Here is a 25,755-nt window from a genome sequence, read left to right as displayed (position 1 = left end):
TTGCCGCATAAAGCCTCACATCACCGGCAGCAAAAATCAGAGCAAGGAACCAGCATCGCTTTTCGATATCCGAGTCCATATACGCTTTGTTCGGTTTTCATATGCCGAGCCTCAGGAAGACTGGGACGGTGTCGTCGCTCTGTATGTCCCAGTACTTGGGCTGTTTCGGGCACAGTTTCCCATCAACGATATCAACTCCAAATATCTCTCCCTCAACGACGGCCAAAGACTGAAGGTTCGTCCTCGCCAATTCCGGAAACGAAATGGTGGACACCTTCGGGTTCATGTGATGCACGTCGTTCCGGAAACTTTTCCAAATTTTCTCTGCTGCCCCGACACATTTCTGCGTCATGATGTCCCTTTGCCGTAAGGTCTTCATGAGATCATCGTGGTTGGCACAGCAAAGGCCGTTCCTCTCCTCCAGGAACTTGAGCATGCCCTCATTAACGGCCTGGGTAGCCATTACCGCCGCAATGAAGTGCCCGTCACGGTACAAATTGATGCATTCCGAGGACGCAGCGGCGAAATAGTGGTTGCCAATGATGCCCGCATGGTTGACCTCAAGGTAGCGGTCGACCCGAGCGTCAAGGCTCTGTTCATCTGCTTGGCGTAGTTCATCACGCACCTGAGCGCGATGGATCGCTGCCATGGCTTTAGCTTGGGGTTTAGTCGCCATTATTCAGTAAATCGAACGCCGCCGTTCTCCTCCGCGAAGCGGCTTCGTCCAACAGTGATTATCTAGTCGGCACGTATACTGAATAACTGTGCCGGCACGATATTGAGGAAAACCCCGATCAATTGCCTTTTCGTCATTCCGGCGAAAGCCGGAATCCAGTCAAATCAAGAGCCTGGACACCGGCCTCCGCCGGTGTGATGAATAAATCAGATGCTCCTGAGCGTCCAGCAGAGAGTAGACATCCATAAGCCACTGAATGGACAGGCCTCTTCAGTGGCCGCATCTCCCCTATCCGCAATATCGTGCTTTCATCTTGAGCACATGGAACCCCACTGTCGCTGCCAGTTCCGTGCAGTCCCTTGTCCGTTCGCCCCGGGTCGATATCGAACGTAAGGCGGTTAGAACTGAATGCCCGCTTCTGCTGAATGCGCGGTCATTGAGCGATCGCGACGCGTATGGCCGGCCGCTCAATTAGCCACCCACATCAGATGATGATGGCCGGAAGGATTCATAGGTGTCGGCAAGCGTAATCTGGAAGCGGTCAGCGTCTACATATCGTCTACACAGAAAGTCACACACGGGGAACAGCAATTATAACTAATTGTTTTTAATGGAGCTGGCGAGAGGATTCGAACCCCCGACCGGCTGATTACAAATCAGCTGCTCTACCAACTGAGCTACGCCAGCTTGCTTGTCTTGCAGGCTACCCCCGCTGCGCACCGGGCAATCGTCAGTCCGCACACCTAGGAAGCTTAGCATAGCGCGGCGCGCCATTCGGTTGTCAATCCGGCGCCAGCTTAAAAATAACGATTGGCCTCAGATCCCTTCCTCCGCAAGCACGGCGAGCCCTTCCAGGGTCAGGTTGGGCGCGTGCTCATACCGTCGGGTAAGCCAGGGGAGAAGCAGCGCGGCGTCTCCCCCGGTCAACAGCGGCTGCAGCGGCAAACCGCTGCGTTCCGCCAATCGATCGACCAGACCGTCAATCAGTGCCGCGAGGCCCAGCAGAGTACCGCTGCGGATGCCGGTGGGGGTGTCCGTCGCCAGTGCCTCTATGCAACCGTCGCCGACCGCAGGGAGCTGATGGGCGCGCTCGGTGAGCGAGCGCCGCATCGCCCCAAGCCCGGGCACGATGACCCCGCCCAGGTGGCGCCCCGCGCCGTCTACGGCATCCAGCGTCACGGCGGTGCCACAATCGACTACACAAGCCGGCAAGCAGCCCCGGTGCCGAGCAGCTACCATGGCCGCCCAACGATCGGCACCCAATGCCGCCGGCTGCGGGTAGGCGATCTGAATGCCGCCCCCGGCGCGCGGGGTAGTAAGCCACTGCAGATGACAGGCCCAGTGTCGTTCGACCCAATCATCGATCTCGCGGGCGATGCGCGGCGCGGCGACCGAAACGCCAAGCACACCGCCGCTCGGGGCTTGGAGCACAGCCCAGCTCGCAAGCAGCTCTTCCAGCACAGCGCCCCCATGAGGGAGCACAGCAGCAGCGGCGGCGCCGACGAGCCGCCCACCCTCGGCGCAGGCCCACTTGATCCGGCTATTGCCGATATCGAGCAGCAGCTTCATTCGGTGAGTCTCACCCGGATATCGCCGCTGTAAAACCGCTGCTGACCGACTGGCGTGTCGAGCAGCAGAGCGCCTTCCCGGTCGATGCCGGCCATGCGCCCGGTGACGAACCCGGAGGGCTGGCGGATGGTGATTTCACGGCCGTAGAGCACGTCGCGCCGCGGCCAGCGCTCGGCCAACGCGGCGTCGAGATCAGCGGGGAAGGCATGACAAGCGCGCACCAAGGCATCGATTAGCGCCGCTGCCACCTGATTGCGGCCCGGCAGCCGAGCAGTGTGAACGGTATCCATGAGACCGGTGGCGGGCTGATCGAGTTCTGCTTCGAGCGCCGGCGGCAATTGCCAATTAATGCCAACCCCGATGACCAACCGGCACGTTCCAGTCGGATCGCCGGCGAGTTCGATGAGCACCCCGCCGAGCTTGCGCCCATCCCGGATCAAATCGTTCGGCCATTTGACACCGATGGCCCCGTAGCCGAGCGCCTCCAGCGTATCGGCAAGTGCCACCCCGACTAGCAGGGCCAGCGCACCAGGGCCTGAAGGCAGATCGGTATAAACCCAGCGCAGTGACAGATACAGCCCGCCGCACCAAGGTGATTCCCAGCGCCGGCCGCGCCGGCCGCGGCCACAGCGTTGATGCTCGGCAAAAAGCACCCGCCGATCGCTAAGCGCCTCGCCAAGCAGCGCCGCATTAGTGGAATCGATGCTTGTCACGACATCGAGCCGATCCAGCCGCGCTTGCACGAGCGGGTCCAGATGGGCGGCGATACTCTCCGCCGAGAGCGCCTCGATGGGATAGCGGCTGCGATAACCACGCCCACGGACGGCATCGATCGCGCCGCCCAGTGCCCGCAGGCGTTGCATATTCTTCCAAACCGCCGCTCGACTCACGCCCAAAGTCCGGGCAATGGCCTCACCAGAATGAAACCGCCCATCGGCCAGCAACTCGAAAAGCCGCGCCTCTCGTCCCGCGGCCCGGCGCGTCGATACCTGCACGGCGAGTTCCTTACACCTCGGCAAAAAATGCGCTGAGCGCACGGATCATGTAGCCGTGATCGAATGCGCCGGCGCTCTCGCGAATACTGTGCATGGACCACATCGGCGCACCGATGTCCACGGTGCGCAGACCGAGGCGGGCGGCACAGATCGGGCCTATGGTGCTGCCGCAGGGGAGGTTTGCGCGGTGAACGTAGCGCTGCCAGGGCACGCCGGCCCGCTCGCAGAGCGCTTGAAAATAAGCATCGCCCACCGCATCGGTGGCATAGCGCTGTTTGGCATTGAGCTTGATCACCGGGCCGGCGTTCACTCGCGGGGCGTGGGGCTCGTCATAATAAGCTGGGAAATTGGGGTGATAGGCATGCGCCATATCCGCGCTGAGCAGCCAACCGCCGGCGAGCTCGCGCTGTAATACGGCACGCTCGACACCGAGCGCCACACGAATAGCCTCTAGCGTATCGGGCAGGAAGCAGCCGGCGGCCCCCTGGTAGCTCTCCGAGCCCACCTCCTCGTGATCGAAACAGGCGATCAGTGACACTCCGGCAGTAGGCTCCACCGTTAATATGGCTTCCAGGGCTGCATGACAGGAAGCCAGATTATCGAGTCGGGCCGTGGCAACAAACTCCTCGGCCGGACCGAAGAAGGCACCGGGCTGCGTATCCACCACGGCCAATTCCCAAGACCGCAGGCTCTGCGGCGAAATATCCAGCCAACCGGCGAGGCGCTGCCGAAATCGGTCTTCCGTCGGCTCCGGCTCGGTTTCGCTGCACTCGAAGATCAGCGGCAGCTGCTCCTGTGGGTCAAAACGCAATCCTTCCTCGTTGACGTTGCGATTCATGTGGATCGCCAGATTGGGCAGCCGCACCAGTGCCCCCGGATACCGGTAGAGCCGCTCTTCCTGGCCCGTTCCGGTCTGCACCAATACCCGCCCGGCCAACGTCAGATCGCGGTCGGCAAAGCTCGCGAGGATCGGTCCACCATAGACTTCCACGCCCAACATCGCCATGTCGCCGCGGATGCTCGCGCCGGCTGGTTTGACCCGCAAACCGGGCGAATCCGTATGCGCCCCGATAATCCGCAGCCCCGCGCCCTGCAGCGGGCGCTCGCCGAGGCGAAAGGCGATGACCGAGGAGCCACCGCGAATGACGTAGTACCCTCGGCCAGGGACCAGATCCCAGGGTTGTGCCTCATCCAGCGCGACGAATCCGGCCGCGCTCAAAGCGGCGGTCAGCCGTGCAGCCGCATGCCACGGCGAAGGGCTCTCATCGATGAATTCCAGCAAACGCCGCGCCGGCTCGCGTTCCTGCGGTGATTGCATTGCCGCTCCCGAACCTCGCTCCCAAGACAATTACCGATTCGGCTCATACTAGCATTGATTGCGGCTCCGCCGTGGGTATGCACTTTGCCCGGCGTCCACCACAAAAAAAAGCCCAACCGCAGTTGGGCTTTTTATCCAGCCTGCGCTGAACATCTTACATCTTTGACTGTAAGTAGTTTTCAAGCCCGACGCGCTTAATCAGGTCGAGCTGAGTCTCAAGCCAGTCGATATGATCTTCCTCGCTCTCGAGGATGTCCTCGAACAGTTCGCGGCTGATGTAGTCCTGAGTCGTCTCGCAATGCGCGATGGCTTCGCGCAGCAACGGCACCGCATCCCGTTCGAGCTTGAGGTCGAGCTCCAGCATTTCCTTCGGATTCTCACCGACCAGCAGCTTGCCGAGGTCCTGCAGGTTCGGCAGCCCTTCGAGGAACAGAATCCGTTCGATGAGCTTGTCAGCGTGCTTCATCTCATCGATGGATTCGTGATACTCATGCTCGTTCAACTCGTGCAGCCCCCAGTTCTTATACATGCGGGCATGCAGGAAATACTGATTGATGGCCGTCAGCTCATTGGTCAGCGCTTTGTTCAGATAATCGATGACTTTCTTGTCGCCTTTCATGGCTAGCTCCTCCAGCTAGATGTTCATCTGTACCATAGGCGCTGCAAGCTCTTATTTCAAGTGATAAACTATTGATTTAATTTGATATTTGACTAGATAAGTATTCTTGTTTCGATCCGCAGTGGCAAGTGCCTGGCATTACCTCGAGCGACGGAGGCACGGCGTGATTCACTAACCCGCACCGGGCCGGACCGAGCCGGGCGCGCATAAAAAAGCCCGAGCCACAGGGCTCGGGCCAAGCTCAGCTACTACTCGCAGCAACGGTTGCATCACTCCTATCCCGCCACACCGGCGCTATTAGCACCGATCGTGACTGTTGGGTAGATTAGCCACGTCCGACCGGGGAAACTGCGAACTTATCTACAATTTTTGCAAACAACCCCAGCGCTGCACGCCGAGCCTTGCTGACCGTGACTCATTTCGCAAAACGCTGATATCGAACCCAGTGAATTTGCCCGGTGCAACATAAACGGGCAAACCCAACAGCCGCCATGCCGCGACTTGACATTTGCCGCCGGCAACGAAACATTCCAAGCAGAGCCGAACTTACCTCGATGGGGCTCAGTAATTTCATCCCCCGGCGGCACTGTCGTCGGCAAGAGGCTAGCGAAAATAAAGACATGGCAAACCGACCGGCCATTCTCGCCGTAGACCAAGGCACAACCAGCTCCCGAGCAATCGTCTTTGACACTGCAGGAGGCATCGCGGCCGCGGCGGCGCAGGAATTCCCCCAGCTCTACCCCCAGGCAGGCTGGGTGGAGCAGCGCCCGGACGATATTTACCGCTCCACGGTGGCCGTCTGCCGCGAAGCGCTCGCACGGGCCGAGAAGGCCGGCGCCGAAGTGCTCAGCATGGGCATCACCAACCAGCGTGAGACCACGCTGGTCTGGGACCGACAGACCGGACAGCCTGTCTACAACGCCATCGTCTGGCAAGATCGACGCACGGCCGAGCATTGTGCCCAGCTACGCGCCCAAGGGCACGAGGCAGACATCACCGCCCGCACGGGGCTGCTGCTGGACCCCTACTTCTCGGCAACAAAACTCGCCTGGATCCTCGACCATGTCGAGGGTGCGCGCCGCCAGGCCGAAATGGGTCGCCTGGCCTTCGGCACCGTCGATAGCTATCTATTGTGGCGGCTCAGCAACGGGCGCATACATGCGACCGACGCCACCAATGCCGCCCGCACTCTGCTGTTCAACATCCACACCCAGCAATGGGATGAGGAGTTGCTCACACTATTCCAGGTGCCGCCGAAAATGCTGCCTGAAGTACGCGACTGTGCAGCCGAGTTCGGCCGGACAGAGCCAACCCATTTCGGCCGCGCCCTACCCGTCCAAGGTGTCGCCGGCGATCAGCACGCCGCCATGGTGGGTCAGGGTTGCTTCAGCCCCGGCATGGTCAAAAGCACCTATGGCACGGGCTGCTTTGCGCTGCTCAACACCGGTGCGCGGCCGGTAGCTTCACGTAATCGGCTGCTCACCACGCTCGCCTATCGCCTCGGCGGTGAGCCGACCTACGCCCTGGAGGGCTCGATCTTTATTGCCGGCGCCGCGATCAAGTGGCTGCGTGACTCACTCGGGCTACTGCGCAACGCGGCCGAAAGCGAGGAGTACGCACGGCGGCTGGAATCGAACAAAGGCGTTTACCTGGTGCCGGCCTTCTCCGGGCTGGGCGCCCCGCATTGGGATCCCCATGCGCGCGGCGCGCTGTCCGGGATCACTCATGATACCGGGCCGGCGGAAATCGCCCGCGCGGCGCTGGAAGCGGTCTGCTACCAGACCCACGATCTCATGGTCGCCATGGCGAGCGACGCCGGTGAGCCTCCGCAAAGGCTGCGGGTCGACGGTGGCATGGCGGCCAATGCGTGGCTACTGCAGCGTCTGGCGGACCTGGTCGACCTGACCGTGGAGCGTCCGCACGTGATCGAAACCACCGCGCTCGGCGCCGCCTATCTGGCCGGGTTGCAGGCCGGCATCTGGCCCTCGTTGGAGGATATTCGGCATCACTGGCGGCCCGCGGCCCTTTACCAGCCGAGCATCAGCGTGAGCGAACGCGAACGATGCCTGCTCGGCTGGGCCCAGGCGCTGCGCCAAGTTTTGACCGCTGGACACAACGACCCCAGTCGCAGCCAGGATACACGTCATTAGAGAAGCATTTGCAACCACAGAACCCGAGCCCCGATTGAACTGGCGGGTCGCACAGCGGCGTGTCATCTGCTCGGGGGATTGGTCTGTAGAGCGGCTTGCCGCCGTAGAGCGGCAAATCCGGCGTAACGCGCCGATGACAAGCGGTGAATGGCGAATCAACTTGGGCGAAATCTCCACCCTGGATACCGCCGGCGCGGTCATGGTGCAACGGCTCTGCCGCCGGCTACGCACCGCTGGTGCCAGTGTGCAGCTGGAGGACGTCAGCGCCGAGCGACACGCCGTGCTCAAGCTCGTCGCCAGCGAAATGGAGGTGACACCGCGGCGCCCATACAGCAATCCATTGGAACGGCTGGGTCGCAGGGTCACCGACGGCTGTTTTGGTATAACCGAGTATCTGGCCTTCATCGGTCGCCTTACCGCCGACAGCCTCCCCCGGATGCTGCGCCCACATCGCTTACGCTGGCATGAGATCGCCGTAGAGCTCGAACGCGCAGGGGTAATGGCGATACCAATCATCGGCCTACTTGCCTTTCTGATCGGCATCGTCATGGCCTATCAAAGCGGCGATATCCTGCAAACTTATGGTGCCAACATTTTCCTGGTTGATCTGCTGGGCGTTATCATCCTGCGCGAGATGGGGCCATTGATGACCGCGGTCATCGTCGCCGGGCGCACGGGCGCCTCCTACACGGCGCAGATTGGGACCATGCACCTCACCGAAGAGGTCGATGCGCTGCGCACCATGGGGGTTACCCCCTTCGAAATGCTGGTGTTGCCCAAATTTTTAGCGCTGCTCATTGCGTTACCGCTGCTCACGGTCTGGGCAGACGCCATCGGTCTGCTGGGCGGGATGTTGGTTTCGAGCCTCTTGTACGGCGTGGACTTCGACGTCTTTTTGCGACGCCTACCCACCGCAGTGCCCCCGAACATGTTCTGGGTCGGCATCGCCAAGGCTCCGGTGTTTGCCGCCCTGATCGCCAGCATCGGTTGTTACCAGGGCTTCCGAATTCGTTACAGCGCCGATGAAGTCGGACGGTATACCACGATCAGCGTGGTCCAGGGCATATTCTGGGTCATCGTGGCTGACGCCGTGTTCTCGATCGTCCTTTTCAGTTGGTTAGGTCTTTGAGCATGGCTGACCCGGCAATACGGATCCGCAACCTGGTGACCCGCCTTGGCGATCGAACTGTACATAATGAATTGAACCTAGATATCCAAGCCGGCTGCCTCACCGCTATCGCCGGCAGCAGCGGATCGGGCAAAACCGTTTTATTGAGAGCCATGGCGCTGCTGTTGCAACCTGTAGCGGGCACGATCGAGCTCTTCGGCCAGGCCACGACCACCTTGTCTCGTTCCGCCGAGCGGGGGCTGCGCGGCCGGATGGGCGTGATGTTCCAGCGTGGCGCCCTGTTCACTGGAATGACGGTGTTGGATAACGTCGCCTTTCCGCTGCGGGAACACACCGCGCTGCCACGCTCGGCCGTCTACGAGATTGCACGGCTTAAACTTCGCCTGGCCGGGTTGGCTCCGGAGGCCGCCACGCTTTATCCAAGCGAGCTCTCCGGCGGCATGACCAAGCGCGCGGCGCTCGCCCGTTCACTTGCGCTGGACCCGGATCTGCTGTTCCTGGACGAACCCACGGCCGGGCTCGACCCGGTGGGCGCTACGGCGTTCGACAAGTTGATCGTGCATTTACGTAATTTACTGGGGCTGACCGTGATTCTGGTCACCCATGATCCCGTCTCGCTGTGGGAAATTGCCGATGAGATCGCTTTCATCGGCGCAGGCCGGGTCCTTGCCTCAGGTCCCGCGCAGGCGCTCACGCAGTCACTTGAGCCAGCCGTACGCTGCTATTTCGGAGGCGCTCGGATGCAGCGGGCAGGAGCCTCATGGGATCAAAAGTAAGCTACACGTTGGTAGGGCTGTTCGTCGTCCTGCTCACCATCGGTTTAGTTGCAACCGGACTGTGGTTCGCCGGTGGGCTGAAGCACACAGGACAATTTCGACAGTACTCAGTGTACACGGCGGGGTCGGTGGCTGGGCTCACTCCGGGTGCCCAGGTAACCTACAAAGGGATCGGCGTGGGCAAGGTCGTGCGTATCGCAATCGACCACCGCGACCCCAGTCGGGTGCATGTAGTGCTTGCCGCGGCACGATCCACGCCCATTAACACCGCCACCAGGGCCGCTTTTAAACCGCGCGGGTTAACGGGCGCGACCTTGGTCGAGCTCTCTGGCTACGCCGCGAACGCAGCGCCCCTATCGGCTCCGCCGGGTGAGCCCTATCCTGTGATTCGATCAAAGAACTCCGCGTTGACGCAGCTCGACCAGGCACTCTCCGAAGGCATCGGCACATTGAACCGAATCGGCAAGCAGTTCGAAGAGCTGCTCTCGGAGCACAACCGCCAAGCCATAGCGAGCATTCTTGCCGATTTCGCCCGCTTATCCAGTACTCTGGCCACCAACAGCGAACGCATCGAGCAGACCCTGGTGCACCTGGATCAAATTACGCAAAACAGCGCCCAAATTACGCGCCACATACCGAAAACCCTTGGGCGACTGGATCGCAGTCTGCAGGGGTTGGATCAGTTGAGTCGGAGCCTGAATCAAACGGCGACCACCCTGACAGGGCTCGGTCGCTCCGGCGAGACGGGCCTTCGCACCACCATGCCGGAGCTTAAGGCGCTTTTCGCTCAGATTCGTCGCACGACGAGCCATCTCGACCGCCTAATCCAGAAGCTCGAACGCGAACCCGCCGCTCTGCTGCGGGGCACGGGGCGGCGCCCATCCGGACCCGGCGAATAATAAACCGACCACGAGGAGAGTGGCGTGCTCAGACCGGTCTTGCTTGCCACCGTTACGCTACTAAGCGGCTGTTCCGTACTACCGTCGCCCCCCCAAGAAGCAACCCATCTGTATCAACTGCAACTCAAAGCACCGCTTGGCAACGTTGCCTCGACCCCACCAGAGGACCGCCAAGGCGCAATCGTGGTTGAACCCCCGCAGGTCGCCGCGGGCTACGACACAACGGCCATGGCCTACCGGCGCACGCCTTGGGAGATCCGCTACTATTCGCTGAGCCGCTGGGTGGACGACCCGGCCCGTATGCTGCGGGAAGCGCTCACTAGCGCATTGAATCAACTCGGCCCATTCCGCTCGGCATTCGCCTCCCCCGCCGGCATCGCCGTGGACTACAGTCTACGCACCGAGCTGTTGCGCTTGGAGCAGGACTTCAGCAACGCGCCGCCGAGCCGGGAACGGCTCGTGGTGCGCGTCCAACTCGTGAATTTGGCGCACGACACGCTGCTTGCGAGCCAGGTGCTGGAACTCAACACAACCGCCCCCAGCGAAGATGCGTACGGCGGTGTGGTGGCGGCAAACACCGCTTTGCAGCAATTGGCGGCCGAGGTGGTGACATTCTGCCGAAAGGCGTTGGCAGACCAGGCCCGCGCATCCTGACACAGCGTAGCTCACCGCGACCACGGCTGGCCGCCCGTCCGTCCGCCCTGTGAGTTTTCCCGCCGGGCAAGTCTCCGTCGAGGCCGCGGCCGTACGGCTGGAACCGGACGACCCAGGCCGTCACATTCTGACGACGGCGGTCAGCAGCAGGCGAGTAGCGCGCAGCTCAATGCCCCTGAAACAGCGACGCCAGACGGCGACAGCGCGAGTCGCACGGCGCGTCGAGAAGCACGGGTTTAAAAGGGGTTTACTCGTTGGCACGACTAATGCCTATCAATATACGACCTTCATGAACAAAGGTCGCGGCTGGGAGCGGGGCGAGCCTGCTCGAACGATTGCCGCAGGGATGCACCGCCAAGCAAACAGGGATAGAGCCATATAGGCAAATCGCTGGCGGGCGCTTGCTCCGGTAACAATGGACTGCGGGGATGCCCCCGATACCGGCAAGCGCAGCAAGGCTGCCCGTAAGGAGCTGACCGGCACATGGAAAATCGTTCGAGCAGGACTTGCTCCACTTACAGCCATTAGCTGCATTGAATTGGCTCACCTCCTCTGCCAACCTCGGCGGCATGACCCCTTGCCGAGGACGATGCCGCGATGCCGAGCCCCATTCGTAGCAAATTACCGCACCTCGGCATGACCATCTTCTCGGTGATGTCGCAAAAAGCACTCGAGCACGGCGCCATCAATCTCTCGCAAGGCTTTCCGGATTTCCCTGTCCCTGAGCGGCTGCGCGCGTTGCTCGCCGAGGCGGTTCATGCCGGTCATAACCAGTACGCACCGTTAGCGGGGGAGCCGATGCTGCGCGAGGCCATTGCTGCGAAGGTATGCGCGCTCTATGGGTGCGCGCTGGATGCCCAGGCAGCGATTACGGTCACCTCCGGCGCGACGGAGGCCCTGTTTGCGGCAATCTGCGCCGTCGTGCGCGCCGGCGACGAAGTGATTGTCTTCGATCCGGCTTACGACGCCTATGAGCCCGCAGTCACTCTGGCCGGCGGACACGTTCGGCACCTGCCGCTTTGTCCACCGAATTTCCGCGTGGATTGGGATCGGGTGCGCGATGCGCTGACGGCACACACCCGGCTGATCATCCTCAACTCACCGCACAACCCCACCGGGGCAGTATTCAAGCCCACGGATCTGGAAGCGTTAGCGCAAATAACGCAGAGTACCGATGTCTTGCTGCTCGCCGATGAAGTCTACGAACACATCGTATTCGACCGCTGCCAACATCAAAGTCTGCTGCGCCACGCCGAGCTCGCGGCACGATCGTTCGTGGTCTCCTCTTTTGGTAAAACGTACCATTGCACCGGTTGGAAGGTGGGGTATTGCATCGCTCCACCTCGGTTGACGGCGGAGCTGCGCAAAGTCCATCAGTACCTGACCTTCAGCACCATGACCCCGGCCCAACACGCCTTCGCGCACTTCATGACCGAGGAGCCGGAACACTATAGGCAGCTCCCTGCCTTCTACCAGGCGAAACGGGACCATTTCTGCGCTATGTTGCGGCGCTCCCGCTTTCGTTTCACCCCGACCCGCGGGACTTATTTCCAGCTCCTGGACTACAGCGAGCTTTCCACGTGCAATGATGTAGAGTACGCCGATCAGCTGCTAGCGAACGCCGGAGTGGCCTCGATCCCGATCTCCGTTTTCTACCAGCATCCGCCGCCCCAACAGCGGCTGCTGCGGTTTTGTTTCGCCAAGACAGCGCCGACCTTGGAGCAGGCCAGTGCCCGTCTATGCGCTCTTTGAGGCCTAGATTTCGCCGCCACTGGCTCCCATCTCCTATCCCGGTGCTCACGCTCAACGATCACTCACAGCGCAGGGGGATTCGCCGTGCAATACCTACACACCATGGTCCGCATCAGCAACCTCGAGGAGTCGCTGGATTTTTACTGCAACACGCTTGGGCTAAAGGAAATCAGGCGGCGCGAGAGCGAACGGGGCCGATTCACATTGATCTTCCTGGCCGCACCCGAGGACGAGGGGCGGGCTTTGCGCGAAGGTGCGCCGATGCTCGAACTGACCTACAATTGGGATCCGGAGCGCTACGAGGGTGGACGCAACTTCGGCCACTTGGCGTTTCGGGTCGATGATATTTACGCCACCTGTCAGCGCCTCATGGACAATGGCGTCCCGATTAACCGGCCGCCGCGTGACGGCCATATGGCGTTCGTTCGCTCACCCGATGGCATATCCATCGAACTGCTGCAGAAAAACGAGCCTTTGGCACCGCAAGAACCCTGGGTTTCCATGGAGAACACCGGCACGTGGTAGGCGGGCGAATCCGGAGCGCCGGGCGGCACCGCTCGCCGCTCTTACTCGGCACTCCAGGCGCGCTCCAGGATGGCATCGACTCCAACCCCCGCGGCAAGCGTGCCATAAAGCATTCCTCCGGTGCCGCCGAGCCGGCTCTCGCAGAAGGCATCGGCCACCGCGGCCGGGGCATGGCGCACCAGCAGGCTCGCCTGCAGGGTAAGCGCCATGAGCTCCGCTATCCGCCGAGCCCGCAGTTCAGCCGCCTCGCGGTAGCCGAGCTCCTGTTTGAACCGCTCAATAGCCGCATCGAGCCTACGGTGCCCACCGCGCGCCGAGTCCACTTCCGTCAGGAAAGCGGGGACGATCTGCGGATCGCGCTCGATGGCCCGCAACACATCCAGGCAGATGACGTTGCCGGAGCCCTCCCAGATACTGTTTACCGGGGCTTCTCGATAGAGCCGCGGTAGAATGGACTCCTCCACATAACCGTTACCACCGAGGCATTCCATCGCTTCGTAGATGAACTCAGGGGCACGCTTGTTGGTCCAGTACTTGGCTAATGCCGTGCCCACTCGCCCGAGCAGGCGCTCATGGGGGTCTTGCGCGCCTCGATCGAAGGTGCGCGCGATGCGCAGCAGCAAGGCCACACCCGCCTCCAGCTCAAGCGCCAGATCGGCAAGCAGATTGCGCATCAACGGCTGATGGATTAGCGGCTTACCGAAGGCGCTACGGTGGCGAACGTGGTGCAGAGCTTGTACGAAAGCTTGCCGCATCATACCCACAGGGGCGGTTGCGGCATCCAAGCGCGTCTGCTGCACCATTTCGATGATGGTGCGCACGCCACGCCCCTCCTCGCCCACCCGCCGTGCCCAGGTGTCGGAATATTCGATCTCGGCCGAGGCATTGGAGCGATTACCCAGCTTATCCTTCAGCCGTTGGATAAAAAACGGATTGCGCCGGCCATCCGGACGCCATCTCGGCACCAGGAAACAAGTCAATCCCGCCGGCGTTTGCGCCAAGCTGAGGAAGGCATCCGACATCGGCGCAGAACAAAACCACTTGTGTCCGGTCAGCGTGTATTGGTCCCCTCTCAATGTTTGAGCACGCGTGGTATTGGCCCGGACATCGGAGCCGCCCTGCTTCTCGGTCATGGCCATGCCGAAGGTGACACCCGCCTTCTCGGAACTGGGCAAGCAGCGCGGATCGTATTCACGCACCCGAATCCTCGGCTCCCAGTCCTGCGCCACCGCCGACTCCAGGCGCAGCGCCGGCACCGCCGCGTGGGTCATCGTGATGGGGCAACACACACCCTGCTCCGGCTGGGTCAACAAATACAAGGCCGCCGCATGGGCGACGTGCCCCCCTTCGCCTTGACGATCCCAGGCGATGCTATGCACACCATGGCGAATCGCCAAACCCATCAACTCATGGTAGGCCGGGTGATAACGCACCTCATCGATACGCCGACCATAGGGATCGAAGGTGACGAGCTCCGGCGGCTGGCGGTTCGCCAAAAAGCCTTGCTCCATGAGCTGCTCGCTGCCGGTCAGCGCCCCCAACGCGCGCAGATACTCGCTGACCCACGGCGCCCCTTCGCGGCTGACGGCCTCACACAGCACCCGATCCGTAGAGAAGGCTTGATAGTCGCCGAGCGGCGGCGGCTGATTGGTGACTTGATGAGTCGGCAAATCAGTAAGCGGATGGCGCGAAGACATGGACAATCTCCCGAGCAGCGCACCCCTTCCAAGCAGTATACGCTCCCAAAAAGCCGGCGAGCCGCTCGATCCGTCTTCATCAAGAGGGGCATTTCGCCGATCCCTTGGTGGTATGACTGAAAAAAGTTGCCATTGAAAATCGGTTGCAAGCGACCAAGGATACCCTTATCCCAAGCTCATAATGATGCGTAACAAAAGATCGAAAACCCGTGACAAGCACTACAAGACTCAAGCGCTGGTTCATCCAGCAGGTGCTGAATGCCGAAACAACCGATTATCCCTGGTGGAAGTCGGCGGGCGTATTCGTACTGCGCCTCGGCTACGCCGTGTTGCGGGATTTGTCCCGAGGACAGCTGATGCTGCAGGCGACAAGCCTCGTATACACCACCTTGCTCTCGCTGGTGCCGCTGCTGGCTGTGAGCTTCTCGGTGCTGAAGGCATTTGGGGTCCACAATCAGATCGAACCGGCACTGAACCAGTTCCTTGCACCCCTCGGTCCCAAAGGGGCCGAGATCACCCAACGCATCATCGAATTCGTAGAGAACGTCCAGGTCGGCGTATTGGGCAGCTTAGGTTTAGCGTTGCTGCTCTACACAGTGGTAGGGCTTATGCAGAAGATCGAGCGGGCGTTCAACGAGCTCTGGCATATCCGCCACCAGCGCGCACCGGCACAATTGTTCAGCGATTATCTGAGCGTGCTGCTCGTCGGGCCTGTGCTGATCTTCACGGCCCTGGGCATTACTGCAGCGGTATTCGGCTCTGAGACGGTGCAACAGCTGAGCGCGGTGCAGCCGCTGGGGCTCGCCATCGAGCTGATCACCCGTATAGTGCCTTTTCTGCTCATCATCGGCGCATTTACGTTCATCTACGCGTTCGTCCCGAATACTCGGGTCCAGGTAAGCTCGGCGCTGGTCGGTGGCATGGTGGCGGGTATCCTTTGGCAGATCACGGGCTGGATTTTTGCCGCCGTCATCGCCACGTCCAGCAAGTACACCGCCATCTATTCAGCCTTCGCCGGCCTGATCTTATTTATGATGTGGCTCTATCTGAGCTGGCTGATCCTGTTGATCGGGTCAAACATCGCCTACTATCATCAGCACCCTCGGTATCTGCGTTGGCTACACCGAGAGCCGCGCCTGTCCTTACGCATGATCGAGTGGATTGGGCTGACCGTGCTGGTCTTGGTAGCCGAACGCTACTACCGCCACGAACCGCCGTGGAGCGCCGAACAGCTGGCGGCCCGGCTGCGTCTCCCCCAGCAGCCGTTCGATGAAGTGTTGAACACGTTAAGCGACTGCAGGCTGCTCGAGCGCATCGAGAGCCCGCAGGCGGTGAGTTATTTGCCGGCGGTGCCGCTCGAAGCCATCCACGTTCGCGAGGCGCTCGCGACGCTGCGCCGGCACGGCGAGCACCGCGGCCTGACTCCCGAGCGATTACACGCCCCGGAGGCAGTGCAGCAATACATGACGCAAATCGAAGTGGCGCCCGCGGAGCGATTCGACGAGTTGAGCATCCGCGATCTCGCCCTATCGGCAGGGACAAGCACCGAACAGCCGAGCTCGGTCGCTCTCGATGCGCGCAAATCGCACCGCAGCCGCAACGCCCCCTAAGCGATGCACAGCGTCCCAACAGCGGGTGGAAAGGCGGATTTACCCGAATGGCGGCCACTACGGCCATACTACCCTGAAACCAGACCTACCCCCCCACCGCCGTCGATGCCGTGATCGGAACAGTAACGACGCGCGTCGTCTGACCAATGCGTAGCCCGAGACGCAAAGACTGCGCCGTGTCGGCCTCGTCCTTCCCTGGGAAGAACAGATAACCGTGGACAAGCTCCCCCTTGCCGATGACCCGATTTTCCAACGAGTTCTGCTCTAAATCCTGGCGCACATCCTGGCCCACCTGGGAGTAGCGCGAGGCGCCGCCGCCAATCGCGCCGAGCGCGGCGCCGGCCGCGGCACCCTTGCCCGCGGATAAGCCGACCTTGCCACCCGTGACGATGCCGACCGCTGCACCGGCCACCGCTCCCGCCAGCCCCGTAAGTAACGAGGTCTTGGCGCCGGCCTTGATGCTCTCGCCCTGCACGACCGTGGACTGCACCCGCTCCTGCGCGCGCTTGGCCGAGAGCAAGGGCCAGGCATTGCCTTGCTGGTCGATCAACAAAGTCTGCTGCGACTGCACGGCCATCGCCTGGCCGCTTTGGTTGTCCACCACGAACTGCACCGGCAGCAGCCCCGCACCACGTATGTCGAATCCGAATGCCTGCTCGGCCGCTTTGGAATCGACGAAGGCACGGGCCAAGATCTGGGCGCCATCGACATCCACTGCGCCAGCCTGAGCCGAGGGCAAAGGCACCGGGGCGACCCGCTCGCCGTACGTTGCACAACCGGCCATGCTGATGATCAATAACAGCAGGATTACCCACATACAGCGATGCAAACACTCACCGTGGCGCATGAGAACTCCGTTGACAGCTCAAGCCCCAAGCACGCTCTTGCAGCTACCCACCGTAGCGACGTACGACAAACCTTGGGTGCATTAATGCATGAATAAATTGGACCATCAAATTAGCTCGTTTCATGGACCCGTCCTCGTCCCGCAACGCAGGCACTGTATAGCAGCACATTCTCATGGCCTCAACCGCCTATCTGCTATAACTTCGAGAAACGCATGACTATTATAGTTTGAGAAACACATGACCATCCCAACCCATTCGGACCAACAAAGCGGAGAGAATGACCCAATGAGCGATCATATCTATAAGCTGATTGAGTTGGCCGGCTCGTCGCCCAATAGCATCGAGGAGGCCATAACCAACGCCATCGATCGGGCCTCTAAAACCGTCAACCATTTACAATGGTTCGAGGTCATCGAGACCCGTGGGCACATCGAAAACGGTCGGGTCGCCCATTACCAAGTGGTGCTCAAGGCCGGCTTCAGGTTGGAGCAATAACGGTGTTCACCGACCGTCAAGCACCCAACCACTATCGGCTATGCCTCCTATGCCTCGACCAGAACGGCACGACCCCGCACCTAGGCGGGGCGTGTCTGAGCCAATGATGGGCGTTCGTCGATCTGTTTGCACCACTGCGCCAGTCCGGTCTCGCGCTGCTGCCAGCCGATTTCCGAAAGACGCAGATCAAGGTAGCCAATAGCGGAGGCGATCGCCAGGTCGCCCAGATCCGGCTGCTCGGGATCGCCCACCGCTTGGGCGATAACCTCGATGGCCGTGGGAATCTGTTAGCGGCGACGACGGAGAATGGGATCGCTGTCCGCGTCGTCGCGGAACTTGCGGTTAGAAATGATGCCAACGGTGGCATCCATCAGCCCCTGCGCAAGCTCGAGCTTGCGATAGACTGCCGGCGCGCGCTCCGGCTCGGTGCGCACTTCCAGCGCACCCAGGCACTGCGGGCGCAAGCAGGGCAGGCCCGCATACAGACCACGCGAGTCCGGTGCAAAGCTCAGGCTATGCCGGCACTGGCTGCACTCGGCGCTCAGGCTCCGCCCGGTAATCGACAGCCGATCCGGGTTCAGCAGATAAACGCTCTCGCCACTCGCCGCACGCTCGACCAGCCAACCCGCGCGGGTCAGCGCCTGCGAAAGAGCTGGAAAATCTGCCGCGCCTCCGCCGCCGCGAATACGGCGTCCCGGGCGAGCGTTTTCTTCAGCCAGCGCACCGCCCAGGTATCGCGACTGCCCAGCACCAGCGCCTCGAAGTTGTTCGCCAGGTGCGAAAGCGTGACCGCGGCCGGGGGCCGCTGCGAGCGCCCGAGGGTGCCGCGCCGCCCGAACTCCGCCACGCACTCCCAGGGGAGGCGCTGGCTGACCAGCCCCGGAAAATCGCTACGGGCGGGCAGACGCCCGGTTTGCGTCAGCGCTCGGTAATCGTAAACCAGGCCATGTCGGCGCTAGGAAAAGGCCGCAAAAACGCCCGTCATGATCGATTCGATCGCGCCAGAACGCCGGCAGCAGCTCGATCATTTCCTTCAAAGTCAGCGCCATGGGCTGCTGGCGCAGCCAACCGGCCATGGCCTGGCGGACGACTTGGCGCCAGGTGTTGGCACCGAGGAAGCCGGCCCGATGGGCTGCATCCTGCACCGAATCCGAGAAGGCGATCAGCTTGAAATCATCATTATAAGGGGTGGCGAACAACCGCCCCGTCATCACACTGGTCAGCGTGGCCGCGCGATACCCCACGATAGCGAGCGAATCCCGCGCGCCGCATTCCGGGCAATCGTGGTGGCACTGCAGGCGCTCGTGCTCGCCCGAGCTATTGGGCTTTACCATGTTCGGCACCCAGACCCGGCGCAGCGCCTCGCCGCCACATTCCGCGCACGCTGTGCCGTTACTCGCCGCCGGCTGCAGACGCAGACAACAGCAACACAAGCTCCGCGCCAGACCGTCGGAATCCTGCCCGTCCACCAGCGGCACCAGCAGGGTGGATTGCGACGAGTATTGAAACCACGCCTGATAGAAGGACTGCAGATCCGCGTTAAGATGACTATCACCCTTCTTGGCCACTGCACCCCAGGCGGCGCAGCTCCCGCAGCCATAGCTGCTGACGCACTTGGAGGAAGGGCTGGCACCCTTGCTCCGGGTCTTCGCTCTCTCGATCACGCCACAGGCGCGCCGCGGCCACCAGCAAGGTCAGGCTGGTCAGCAGCCGTTGGGCCTGCTCCGGGCTCGGCAGGTTCAGGCGCTGCCGCCAGTCTTCTGCCAGCACGCTCAGATCCGTCAGCTCGCCGGTGGCTCGGACCAACTCATGGAAGGCCTGGTGCTGGTGCAGCAACTCGCCCAGGCGGACAGCGGCCGCCGCCCGCTTGCGCTGGTCGGCGGCATTGAGGGGCGGAATCTCTTCGCTAGGTAGGTCATGCAGCCAGAGCCGGGCCTGGTGAAACAGATAATCCTCGGCCTCTCGTAGCGGCTCGGGTCCAGCCGCTGCTCGTGGCGCTCCGGCCAACCGAAAAACCGAATCGCCTCACGCCGCACCGCCCGCTCCGTCTGCGTCCGACCCAGCAGGTACTCCTCCGGGGACAGTCGATCCTCGCCGATAACGGACGCCTCATCGAATACCGTCGTGAATACCTCGCTGGCATAGCCGACCAGGGCGTCCATGGAATCCGAGCCGAGCGTAGCGGAGGTCCCCACACAGGCCAACTCCGGCCCGCCCTCCAGCCGATCCCGCAGCCGGCGGATCAGGCAGGCGAGGTCGGTACCCTGCGCGCCATCGAAGGTGTGCAACTCATCGACCACCAGATACCGCAGCGTGCCCGGCACGTTGCAGCGCCACAACAGCTGATCCTTGGGCCGGATCAACAAGAAATCCAGCATCTTGTAGTTGGTCAGCAGGATATCCGGCGGGTTCTAGCGCAGCGTCTTCTGGCAGGTGATGACATGCTCCGGTCCCATGGTGGTGTGCGCATCCTGCTGCTCGCCGCCCACGAAGAGGCCTACGGTCAACCGGGTGTCCAGCTTGTGCGCCTCTTGCGCGAACCGCCGAGCCTGGTCGCTCGCCAGTGCATTCATCGGGTAGATGACGATGGTCTTGATGCCCCGCTGCCGCCGACTCAGGCAATCATCCAGCACCGGCAGCATGAAGCACTCCGTCTTGCCGGAGCCGGTGCCGGGGCCGGGGCCGGTGGCGGTGGCGGTGGCGGTGGCGGTGGCGGTGCCAGTGGCGACGATGGTAGGCTGCGGTGCGTCACCACAGAGACGTTGGAACGCCGTGAGTTGATGAAAATAGGGTCGGAACGGCACCTGCAGATGCCGGAAAGGCAGCTCGCCGGTTTCCGCCAACCGAAACGGCAGTCTGATATCGAGGTACGGTCCCTTGAACAGGGCGCCGGGACGCGCCAACAGATCGTCGATCAACGCATGGGGACCGCTTCCAGCGAGCTCCGAGTGCTGGAAATAGGGTGTTGCAATGGGGAATGCACTGCGCAGGAATTGGCTGACGGCCTCGCGCAGCTCCCCGGCGACAACGGTGGGAAGCATGCTCTCTCCGATTCAATTCGTTTCAGCTGCCATCCATGGCTGTTCGAACATGCACTAGACCTCTCCGGCGATACCCCATTGAGGCGCACTACTAAGGCGATGCAGTCAGCCTATTCGTAGTCGGGTTTGAAAAACGGGACTGGTACGCAGTGCGGTATTTCCCGTGGGCGCTAACTTAGGTAATCGTCAGCACCGGCAGCACCGGCAGCACCGGCAGCACGACGCACCCTTTGGAGCTTGCAACGAATTTGGCGGCGGTGCATCACCCCCAAGCAGAAGGACAGATTAAGGCCATTATCCTTCCTTCCAGTCCCGCGCTCCATGGATTATCCGCAACACGGCAAGGATTTCCTCACCGGCAGGCGTCGGCTCGAGGGTGTAGGCGATGATATAGGGCAGGCCGGAAACAACCTTTTCGTAAGTCCCTGCCACGCGCCCCCGGCGGCCTGTTGGCATAGCGGCGAGGCTGGAAATAGCCTCCTCGATGCGGTCGGCCACCTTCAGGGCGGCGGTCAATTTGTCGCGGGCGATATAGGCGACAATGTCGTTGAATTCGCTGAGCGCATCCTGTGACCAGACAATCTGCCTCACCGGGGCTGCGGCGTTTTGGCGGTTTTCGCGATGGTCGCCCGGATTTCCCGCATCGCCTCGTCATGCGGCACTACGCGCCCGGCCCACACGTCCTCGAGCCCGCGCTGAATGCCTTCGATGATATCCAGTTCGCGAGCTACGTACCGGGCAATGGCTTCCCCGGCAAGAAAAGATTTCGTGCGGCGAGTGCGCTCGGCGAGCTCGCCCAGCTGGTCTTTGATCTCCGGCGGCAGCCGGACGGTCAAGGTGGTGGTAGCGCCCCGGCTGTTATCTTCGTCTCGTGTGCTCATGTACACAATTTAGCACAAGCCTAATACTTGCCCGAGTTGAATCTACACACTGGCGTACAACGCTAGGCTGTGTAAAGAAGCCGCTTGCGCGCCTCTTCCAAGTCGTAGTCCATCTGCAGACCGAGCCAGAAGCGGGCGCTGTTGCCGAAGTAATCGGCAAGCAGAATGGCCGTCTCGGCGCTGATAGCGCGCTGGCCTAGGCAGATTTCATTGATGCGCCGTGGCGGCACACCAATCTCTCGAGCAATGCGGTTCTGGCTGATGTTCATGGGAATGAGGAACTCCTCCAAGAGCACCTCGCCGGAATGGACGTTAGCGAGTTCGATCATGGCATTTCTCGATCGGCTTCGCCTAATAGTAATCGACGATCTCCACGTCATTCAGCCAACAGGCGCGTCGCCAACACTGAGGTAAGGCGACCAGCCACTTTCGTCCTCGATTAGGTCGACCTGTACCTCGGCGACGTAGCGCACCGCTTCGGGTTTCGTTGGGATGCCGTTCTGGTGCTGGCTTTGCTCAGAGATTTTCAAAGCAAATTCAAGTTTCTACTTTCATTCCATTGATAGCAGACGGTTTTACCCTCCAATGACACCTCGTCGATATGCCCGTCCTTTGCAGCCTTTTTCACCCAGGCCTGCAATTGCGCCTTGTGAACCTTAGCAAGCTGAGGCAGTACCTGCAGCTCCTCGATGGTTTTTGGGGCGGCGGCTTGGTACTTGAGGATGCGTAGGAAATACTCGTACAGGGGCAGGCTGGCAGCCTCCAAGGCCCACTGCCATGGATCTGGCACTTTCAGACCAGCGCCGGTTGCCGATTGCGTCTGGCTGGAGGCGCCACACTTTACTGCGAGGGCATCGTTTTCGGGTAACTCGCTGGCTGCTTGCAGGCTGATGTTGGCGGCCTCCAGGCGATCGCCGTTAGCAGGCACCGCCGATTGTGCCAACGACATCAGCTCGCCCGAAGGCTTGGGGACGCTAGCAGGCTGAACGAGCCCGGCAAAATCGATCTCGGACGGCTTATCCAGCAACCAGTGGCCCCCCTCTTTCACCAGTAGTGCATTGCCTGCCTCGGGGTCTTGCGTAGGCTTAATCCACATCGGCACCCAACCATGCTTGAGGTTTTCTCGCACGCCGTTCCACGTGCCGCCGCTGGTGCCGGAGTGCACGGAAATGGCGGCTTGGGCCATACAGTAAATATACTTATTGCGCTGCATGGCATTACCTGCATTGAAGCTGGCCTCGGGGTTAAAGGGCGAAACCAGCGCCAGGTTACCCGCTATCAAGTGTCTACGGTACTTGGTGGAATTGGCCGAACGCAGCAATTCCTTGGCCAGTATGCCCACAGCTGTACCATCGACATCTAGCGCACCCAACATGGCCGACTCGTCCACGCCCTGCGCGCCACCGGATACCACGGCATAGGCAGCGCCGGCACAACATGCACCCAATTCACGGCTGTACCGCAGATCCTGCTCAGTGCTCCGGCGTGAGCCAACCATAGCGATCCCCGCTTGGTTGAGCAGCCTGCTGTTGCCACTCCCAAAGAATACAGGCGGCGCCTTCTGGCCCAGTTTTTTCTTCAGTAATTTTGGGTAATTAATATCGGACCGGGTAATCACCCAAATACCCGCCCGCTGCCATTTTTCCAGCGCCATAGCCAAGGCGGAGCCCCGAGCCAGCAGTGAGTCAAGGCGTTCTAGTGTGATCTTCTTGTGCGACCAACCATCCAGGTACCCAGCAAAATCCGCTGCAAGCAAGTCTTCCGGACGCTGGTCGTGATCCTTGAGCCAACAGGCAAATTCAGCCCACTCTGTATTGGTGAGGGGACTGCTATCCCCGGCTTGTGTTCCGGGGAAATGCGCTGTCAGCAGTAAAACAGCCTGTGTATGGGCGGTCAGCATGCATTATTTCCCTGGGGCGGCAGAAGCGAGCGCAACAGGGTACACATCACCGCTGCCATACTGTTTGAGAAGTGCGGCTAGCACGGTCATCGTCCAGCCTGAGTCGATAATGTCGTCTACCAACAGCACCGGTTCATTTGTAACATCGCCCGTTATGGCAAAAATACCATCCAGATTGCTGCACTGATGGTAACGGTTTTCCTGTAACTTTTGCGGCGCGTTATCCTTGACCTTGTCGATCACTGCCCGGAACGGCAGACCCAGTTGGCCTGCAAGCCGCATGGTAAAATCCGGCACCAGTTCGGGGTGGCGAAGCGAAGGCACGCAGGTGACCCACTGCGGTGGCGGCGCAAGCTGCCAGCGCTCGCGAATCATCTCAGCCATGGCAAGGACCAGCGCATCCTGGAAGTGGCCGGCGTGCTTATCATCAGCCACCAGTCTGCCCCAGGCAGCATCGTTCCAGCGGCTAAGGATTTTACCTTTCGAGGCGCGCAGTCGTTGCGGCAAATTGCCCGTGAAATTGTATTTGGGAAAGGCACCGGAAGCCACCTGCCTCCTGGACTGGAAGTCGAATTCCGCGTGGCGAATGAACTGGCAGGCTTTGCGCGCGGTATCTAGCGAAGGCTCGGTAGCAACGAGTGTTTGCCCCAGACAGTTGGCACATCTGCCGCACGGATTGAGGTAAGGGTCATCCAGTGCCTTTCCGAGAAACATCATCAGACAATCATCGGTCTGGACATAAGCCTGCACCTCCTGCCATTCCTGCTCGCGCATTCTGGTCAGACGAGCGATTTGTTCGTGATCCATCTGGTAGGAAACTGGCGTCCGCACCCACTTCCTGTCTTGCTTGTAGATAGGCGACGGACTTTCTACGCTCAGGAACTTGAGCAGCTTGTCGATTTGTCCCTGACACAGATTCAGGTGCCTTTGCAACTCTACCACTGACAGACCATCAGACTCGCCCAGCACATCCAGCAGTTTCTGCACCTGATTTTCGGATGGAAAGGCCGAGCGGCGGAAATACTCGTGAATATCCTGGTCCTCGCAACCAGCCAGCAAAAATCCATAAGCCTGACTGATGCCACGGCCGGCACGGCCTACCTGCTGGTAGTAAGACACGATAGAGCCCGGCGCCTGGTAGTGGATGACAAAGGCCAGGTCCGGCTTGTCATAGCCCATACCCAGCGCCGTGGTGGCAACCAGCACCTTCAACTCGTTGTTGAGTAGCCGCGCTTCCAGATGCTCGCGATAATGGTTGGTGTCGGTAAAATCGTCATGCTCAATGCCGCTGTAATATGCCTGGGCATTGATCCCGCAATGGACGAGCCAGTCGCGTACCTGTTGTGCATCGCGCTTGGTAAGGACGTAGATGACGCCAGTGCCGGGCAACTTCGGCAAAGTATCAGCCAGCCAGGCAAGGCGGCTGCCCTGATCAGACAGCACAACGTTTTGCAAAGACAGGCTATGCCGCATCAGCGGGCCACGCTGCACTTCGATATGGCCCAACTGCGCCACGACATCGTCAATCACACGGTTGTTTGCCGTGGCCGTCGTCGCTAGCACCGACATGTTGGGCGGCATTTGCATCAGGATATTCAGCAGCCGCCGATAGTCGGGGCGAAAATCATGCCCCCAGTCGGAAATGCAATGCGCTTCGTCCACTACCAGGAAGCCAATCTGCTCCAGCACTGGCTCGATGGCCCGCGTCACAAAATCTTCATTGGCCAATTTTTCCGGCGACACCAGCAGACAGTCCACGCGGTTGGCTTGAATCTCCGCGATGAGATCATCAGCCTGATCGTAGTTGGTAGAATTAAGCGTTATGGCACGGACACCCAATCTGTCCGCGGCATCTATCTGGTTGCGCATCAGCGCCAGCAGCGGAGAAACAATGACACTGGGACCACGCCCCTGCTCACGCAGCAAACGAGCCACCAGAAAATAGATCACACTCTTGCCCCACCCCGTGCGCTGCACCACCAGTAGCTTCTTGCGTTCGTTCACCAGCGCGTCGATTGCCTCCCACTGGCCCGGATGGAAGCTCGCCTGTGGATTGTCCAGTGCGCTACGCAATATGTGTTCGGCGTATTCTCTCACTGTCGTTCTCCTTGTTGTGTAGCCAGTCTCTTCAGACGTGTATCGGCCGCACAAAACCCTGGTACAGTGAGCCAACTTTCATAGTTGCGGTGAAGAACGAGAGCTTTTGTTCAGTGGCGTGTTG

25 protein-coding genes, 1 tRNA gene and 1 pseudogene are annotated in these 25,755 nt (G+C 60.9%); 9 read left to right on the top strand and 18 right to left on the bottom strand.

Annotated elements, in window-relative coordinates; all coding sequences use genetic code 11:
* Nucleotides 1–97 precede the first annotated feature (97 nt).
* From NB231_RS13595 to bfr, 6 genes are all read right to left on the bottom strand, one after another.
* Nucleotides 98–625 (bottom strand): hypothetical protein, encoded by a 528-nt coding sequence (locus tag NB231_RS13595; protein ID WP_232210477.1) that lies wholly within the window; start codon nucleotides 623–625, stop codon nucleotides 98–100.
* Nucleotides 626–1,287: 662 nt separating this feature from the next.
* A tRNA-Thr gene (locus NB231_RS13590) sits at nucleotides 1,288–1,363 on the bottom strand.
* Nucleotides 1,364–1,492: 129 nt separating this feature from the next.
* Entirely contained in the window at nucleotides 1,493–2,245 is a 753-nt protein-coding gene (locus NB231_RS17035; RefSeq protein ID WP_005003880.1) for a type III pantothenate kinase, read from the bottom strand.
* The gene (locus NB231_RS13580) at nucleotides 2,242–3,240 is read right to left on the bottom strand and encodes a biotin--[acetyl-CoA-carboxylase] ligase (RefSeq protein ID WP_005003878.1); all 999 of its coding nucleotides are present in this window, start codon (nucleotides 3,238–3,240) and stop codon (nucleotides 2,242–2,244) included. The genes NB231_RS17035 and NB231_RS13580 overlap by 4 nt, the downstream gene beginning before the upstream one ends.
* Before the next feature lie 10 nt (nucleotides 3,241–3,250).
* Nucleotides 3,251–4,558 (bottom strand): M18 family aminopeptidase, encoded by a 1,308-nt coding sequence (locus NB231_RS13575; RefSeq protein WP_005003876.1) that lies wholly within the window; start codon nucleotides 4,556–4,558, stop codon nucleotides 3,251–3,253.
* Between the two features lie 154 nt (nucleotides 4,559–4,712).
* Entirely contained in the window at nucleotides 4,713–5,177 is a 465-nt protein-coding gene (bfr, locus tag NB231_RS13570; protein WP_005003875.1) for a bacterioferritin, read from the bottom strand.
* 620 nt (nucleotides 5,178–5,797) lie between these two features.
* On the opposite strand from bfr, the gene glpK reads away from it, so the two are divergent.
* From glpK to NB231_RS13535, 7 genes are all read left to right on the top strand, one after another.
* Nucleotides 5,798–7,327, top strand: a complete 1,530-nt coding sequence (glpK, locus tag NB231_RS13565) for a glycerol kinase GlpK (RefSeq protein WP_040662439.1) — start codon at nucleotides 5,798–5,800, stop codon at nucleotides 7,325–7,327.
* A gap of 34 nt (nucleotides 7,328–7,361) precedes the next feature.
* Entirely contained in the window at nucleotides 7,362–8,456 is a 1,095-nt protein-coding gene (locus NB231_RS13560) for an ABC transporter permease (RefSeq protein WP_005003869.1), read from the top strand.
* A 2-nt stretch (nucleotides 8,457–8,458) separates the two neighbouring features.
* Complete coding sequence (locus tag NB231_RS13555) at nucleotides 8,459–9,232, top strand: ABC transporter ATP-binding protein (RefSeq protein ID WP_005003868.1); 774 nt, start codon at nucleotides 8,459–8,461, stop codon at nucleotides 9,230–9,232.
* The gene (locus NB231_RS13550) at nucleotides 9,217–10,131 is read left to right on the top strand and encodes an MlaD family protein (protein ID WP_005003866.1); all 915 of its coding nucleotides are present in this window, start codon (nucleotides 9,217–9,219) and stop codon (nucleotides 10,129–10,131) included. Before NB231_RS13555 ends, NB231_RS13550 begins: the two co-directional genes overlap by 16 nt.
* Nucleotides 10,132–10,155: 24 nt before the next feature.
* A complete protein-coding gene (locus NB231_RS13545; protein ID WP_040662436.1) occupies nucleotides 10,156–10,785 on the top strand; it encodes an ABC-type transport auxiliary lipoprotein family protein in 630 nt (209 codons plus the stop codon).
* 597 nt (nucleotides 10,786–11,382) lie between these two features.
* Entirely contained in the window at nucleotides 11,383–12,537 is a 1,155-nt protein-coding gene (locus NB231_RS13540) for a methionine aminotransferase (protein WP_005003862.1), read from the top strand.
* Nucleotides 12,538–12,639: 102 nt separating this feature from the next.
* Nucleotides 12,640–13,062: a VOC family protein gene (locus NB231_RS13535; RefSeq protein WP_232210476.1), complete on the top strand. Its 423-nt coding sequence runs from the start codon at nucleotides 12,640–12,642 to the stop codon at nucleotides 13,060–13,062.
* Between the two features lie 41 nt (nucleotides 13,063–13,103).
* On the opposite strand, the gene NB231_RS13530 is transcribed toward NB231_RS13535, so the two are convergent.
* Nucleotides 13,104–14,759 (bottom strand): isovaleryl-CoA dehydrogenase, encoded by a 1,656-nt coding sequence (locus tag NB231_RS13530; RefSeq protein WP_005003859.1) that lies wholly within the window; start codon nucleotides 14,757–14,759, stop codon nucleotides 13,104–13,106.
* Between the two features lie 209 nt (nucleotides 14,760–14,968).
* On the opposite strand from NB231_RS13530, the gene NB231_RS13525 reads away from it, so the two are divergent.
* A complete protein-coding gene (locus NB231_RS13525) occupies nucleotides 14,969–16,369 on the top strand; it encodes a YihY/virulence factor BrkB family protein (protein ID WP_005003857.1) in 1,401 nt (466 codons plus the stop codon).
* Between the two features lie 85 nt (nucleotides 16,370–16,454).
* Here NB231_RS13525 and NB231_RS13520 read toward each other — a convergent pair whose 3' ends face one another.
* A complete protein-coding gene (locus NB231_RS13520; RefSeq protein WP_156777020.1) occupies nucleotides 16,455–17,216 on the bottom strand; it encodes a hypothetical protein in 762 nt (253 codons plus the stop codon).
* Nucleotides 17,217–17,502: 286 nt separating this feature from the next.
* Here NB231_RS13520 and NB231_RS13515 point away from each other — a divergent pair, with 286 nt between their 5' ends.
* Nucleotides 17,503–17,712 carry a dodecin gene (locus tag NB231_RS13515; RefSeq protein WP_005003852.1) on the top strand — a complete coding sequence of 70 codons (210 nt, stop codon included), beginning with the start codon at nucleotides 17,503–17,505 and terminating at the stop codon, nucleotides 17,710–17,712.
* 80 nt (nucleotides 17,713–17,792) lie between these two features.
* Here the strand turns inward: NB231_RS13515 and NB231_RS18740 are convergent, their stop codons facing one another.
* The 10 genes and pseudogenes from NB231_RS18740 to NB231_RS13465 form a co-directional block, all read right to left on the bottom strand.
* Nucleotides 17,793–17,963 carry a glutathione S-transferase family protein gene (locus NB231_RS18740; protein WP_005003850.1) on the bottom strand — a complete coding sequence of 57 codons (171 nt, stop codon included), beginning with the start codon at nucleotides 17,961–17,963 and terminating at the stop codon, nucleotides 17,793–17,795.
* Nucleotides 17,964–17,999: 36 nt separating this feature from the next.
* Nucleotides 18,000–18,563 carry a hypothetical protein gene (locus NB231_RS18735; protein WP_156777019.1) on the bottom strand — a complete coding sequence of 188 codons (564 nt, stop codon included), beginning with the start codon at nucleotides 18,561–18,563 and terminating at the stop codon, nucleotides 18,000–18,002.
* A gap of 39 nt (nucleotides 18,564–18,602) precedes the next feature.
* Entirely contained in the window at nucleotides 18,603–19,280 is a 678-nt protein-coding gene (locus tag NB231_RS13505; protein ID WP_005003845.1) for a hypothetical protein, read from the bottom strand.
* Nucleotides 19,264–19,518, bottom strand: coding sequence for a hypothetical protein (locus tag NB231_RS13500; RefSeq protein ID WP_005003843.1), 255 nt, complete (start codon nucleotides 19,516–19,518; stop codon nucleotides 19,264–19,266). The genes NB231_RS13505 and NB231_RS13500 overlap by 17 nt, the downstream gene beginning before the upstream one ends.
* Nucleotides 19,494–20,753: pseudogene (locus NB231_RS20165) on the bottom strand (DEAD/DEAH box helicase). The gene NB231_RS13500 and the pseudogene NB231_RS20165 overlap by 25 nt, the downstream one beginning before the upstream one ends.
* A gap of 294 nt (nucleotides 20,754–21,047) precedes the next feature.
* Nucleotides 21,048–21,344 (bottom strand): type II toxin-antitoxin system RelE/ParE family toxin, encoded by a 297-nt coding sequence (locus tag NB231_RS13485; RefSeq protein WP_005003840.1) that lies wholly within the window; start codon nucleotides 21,342–21,344, stop codon nucleotides 21,048–21,050.
* Nucleotides 21,341–21,634, bottom strand: a complete 294-nt coding sequence (locus NB231_RS13480) for a CopG family ribbon-helix-helix protein (protein ID WP_005003839.1) — start codon at nucleotides 21,632–21,634, stop codon at nucleotides 21,341–21,343. The genes NB231_RS13485 and NB231_RS13480 overlap by 4 nt, the downstream gene beginning before the upstream one ends.
* Before the next feature lie 62 nt (nucleotides 21,635–21,696).
* On the bottom strand, nucleotides 21,697–21,963 hold the full coding sequence (locus NB231_RS13475) for a HigA family addiction module antitoxin (RefSeq protein WP_005003837.1): 267 nt from the start codon (nucleotides 21,961–21,963) through the stop codon (nucleotides 21,697–21,699).
* Nucleotides 21,964–22,160: 197 nt separating this feature from the next.
* Entirely contained in the window at nucleotides 22,161–23,534 is a 1,374-nt protein-coding gene (locus NB231_RS13470; protein ID WP_005003832.1) for a DNA-processing protein DprA, read from the bottom strand.
* A 3-nt stretch (nucleotides 23,535–23,537) separates the two neighbouring features.
* Entirely contained in the window at nucleotides 23,538–25,631 is a 2,094-nt protein-coding gene (locus NB231_RS13465; protein WP_005003831.1) for a RecQ family ATP-dependent DNA helicase, read from the bottom strand.
* Between the last annotated feature and the right edge of the window lie 124 nt (nucleotides 25,632–25,755).

The organism is Nitrococcus mobilis Nb-231 (genome assembly GCF_000153205.1).
Taxonomy (GTDB): domain Bacteria; phylum Pseudomonadota; class Gammaproteobacteria; order Nitrococcales; family Nitrococcaceae; genus Nitrococcus; species Nitrococcus mobilis.
The sequence above is the reverse complement of the archived record's forward strand: the minus strand, read 5'-3'. Positions and strand labels throughout refer to the sequence as shown.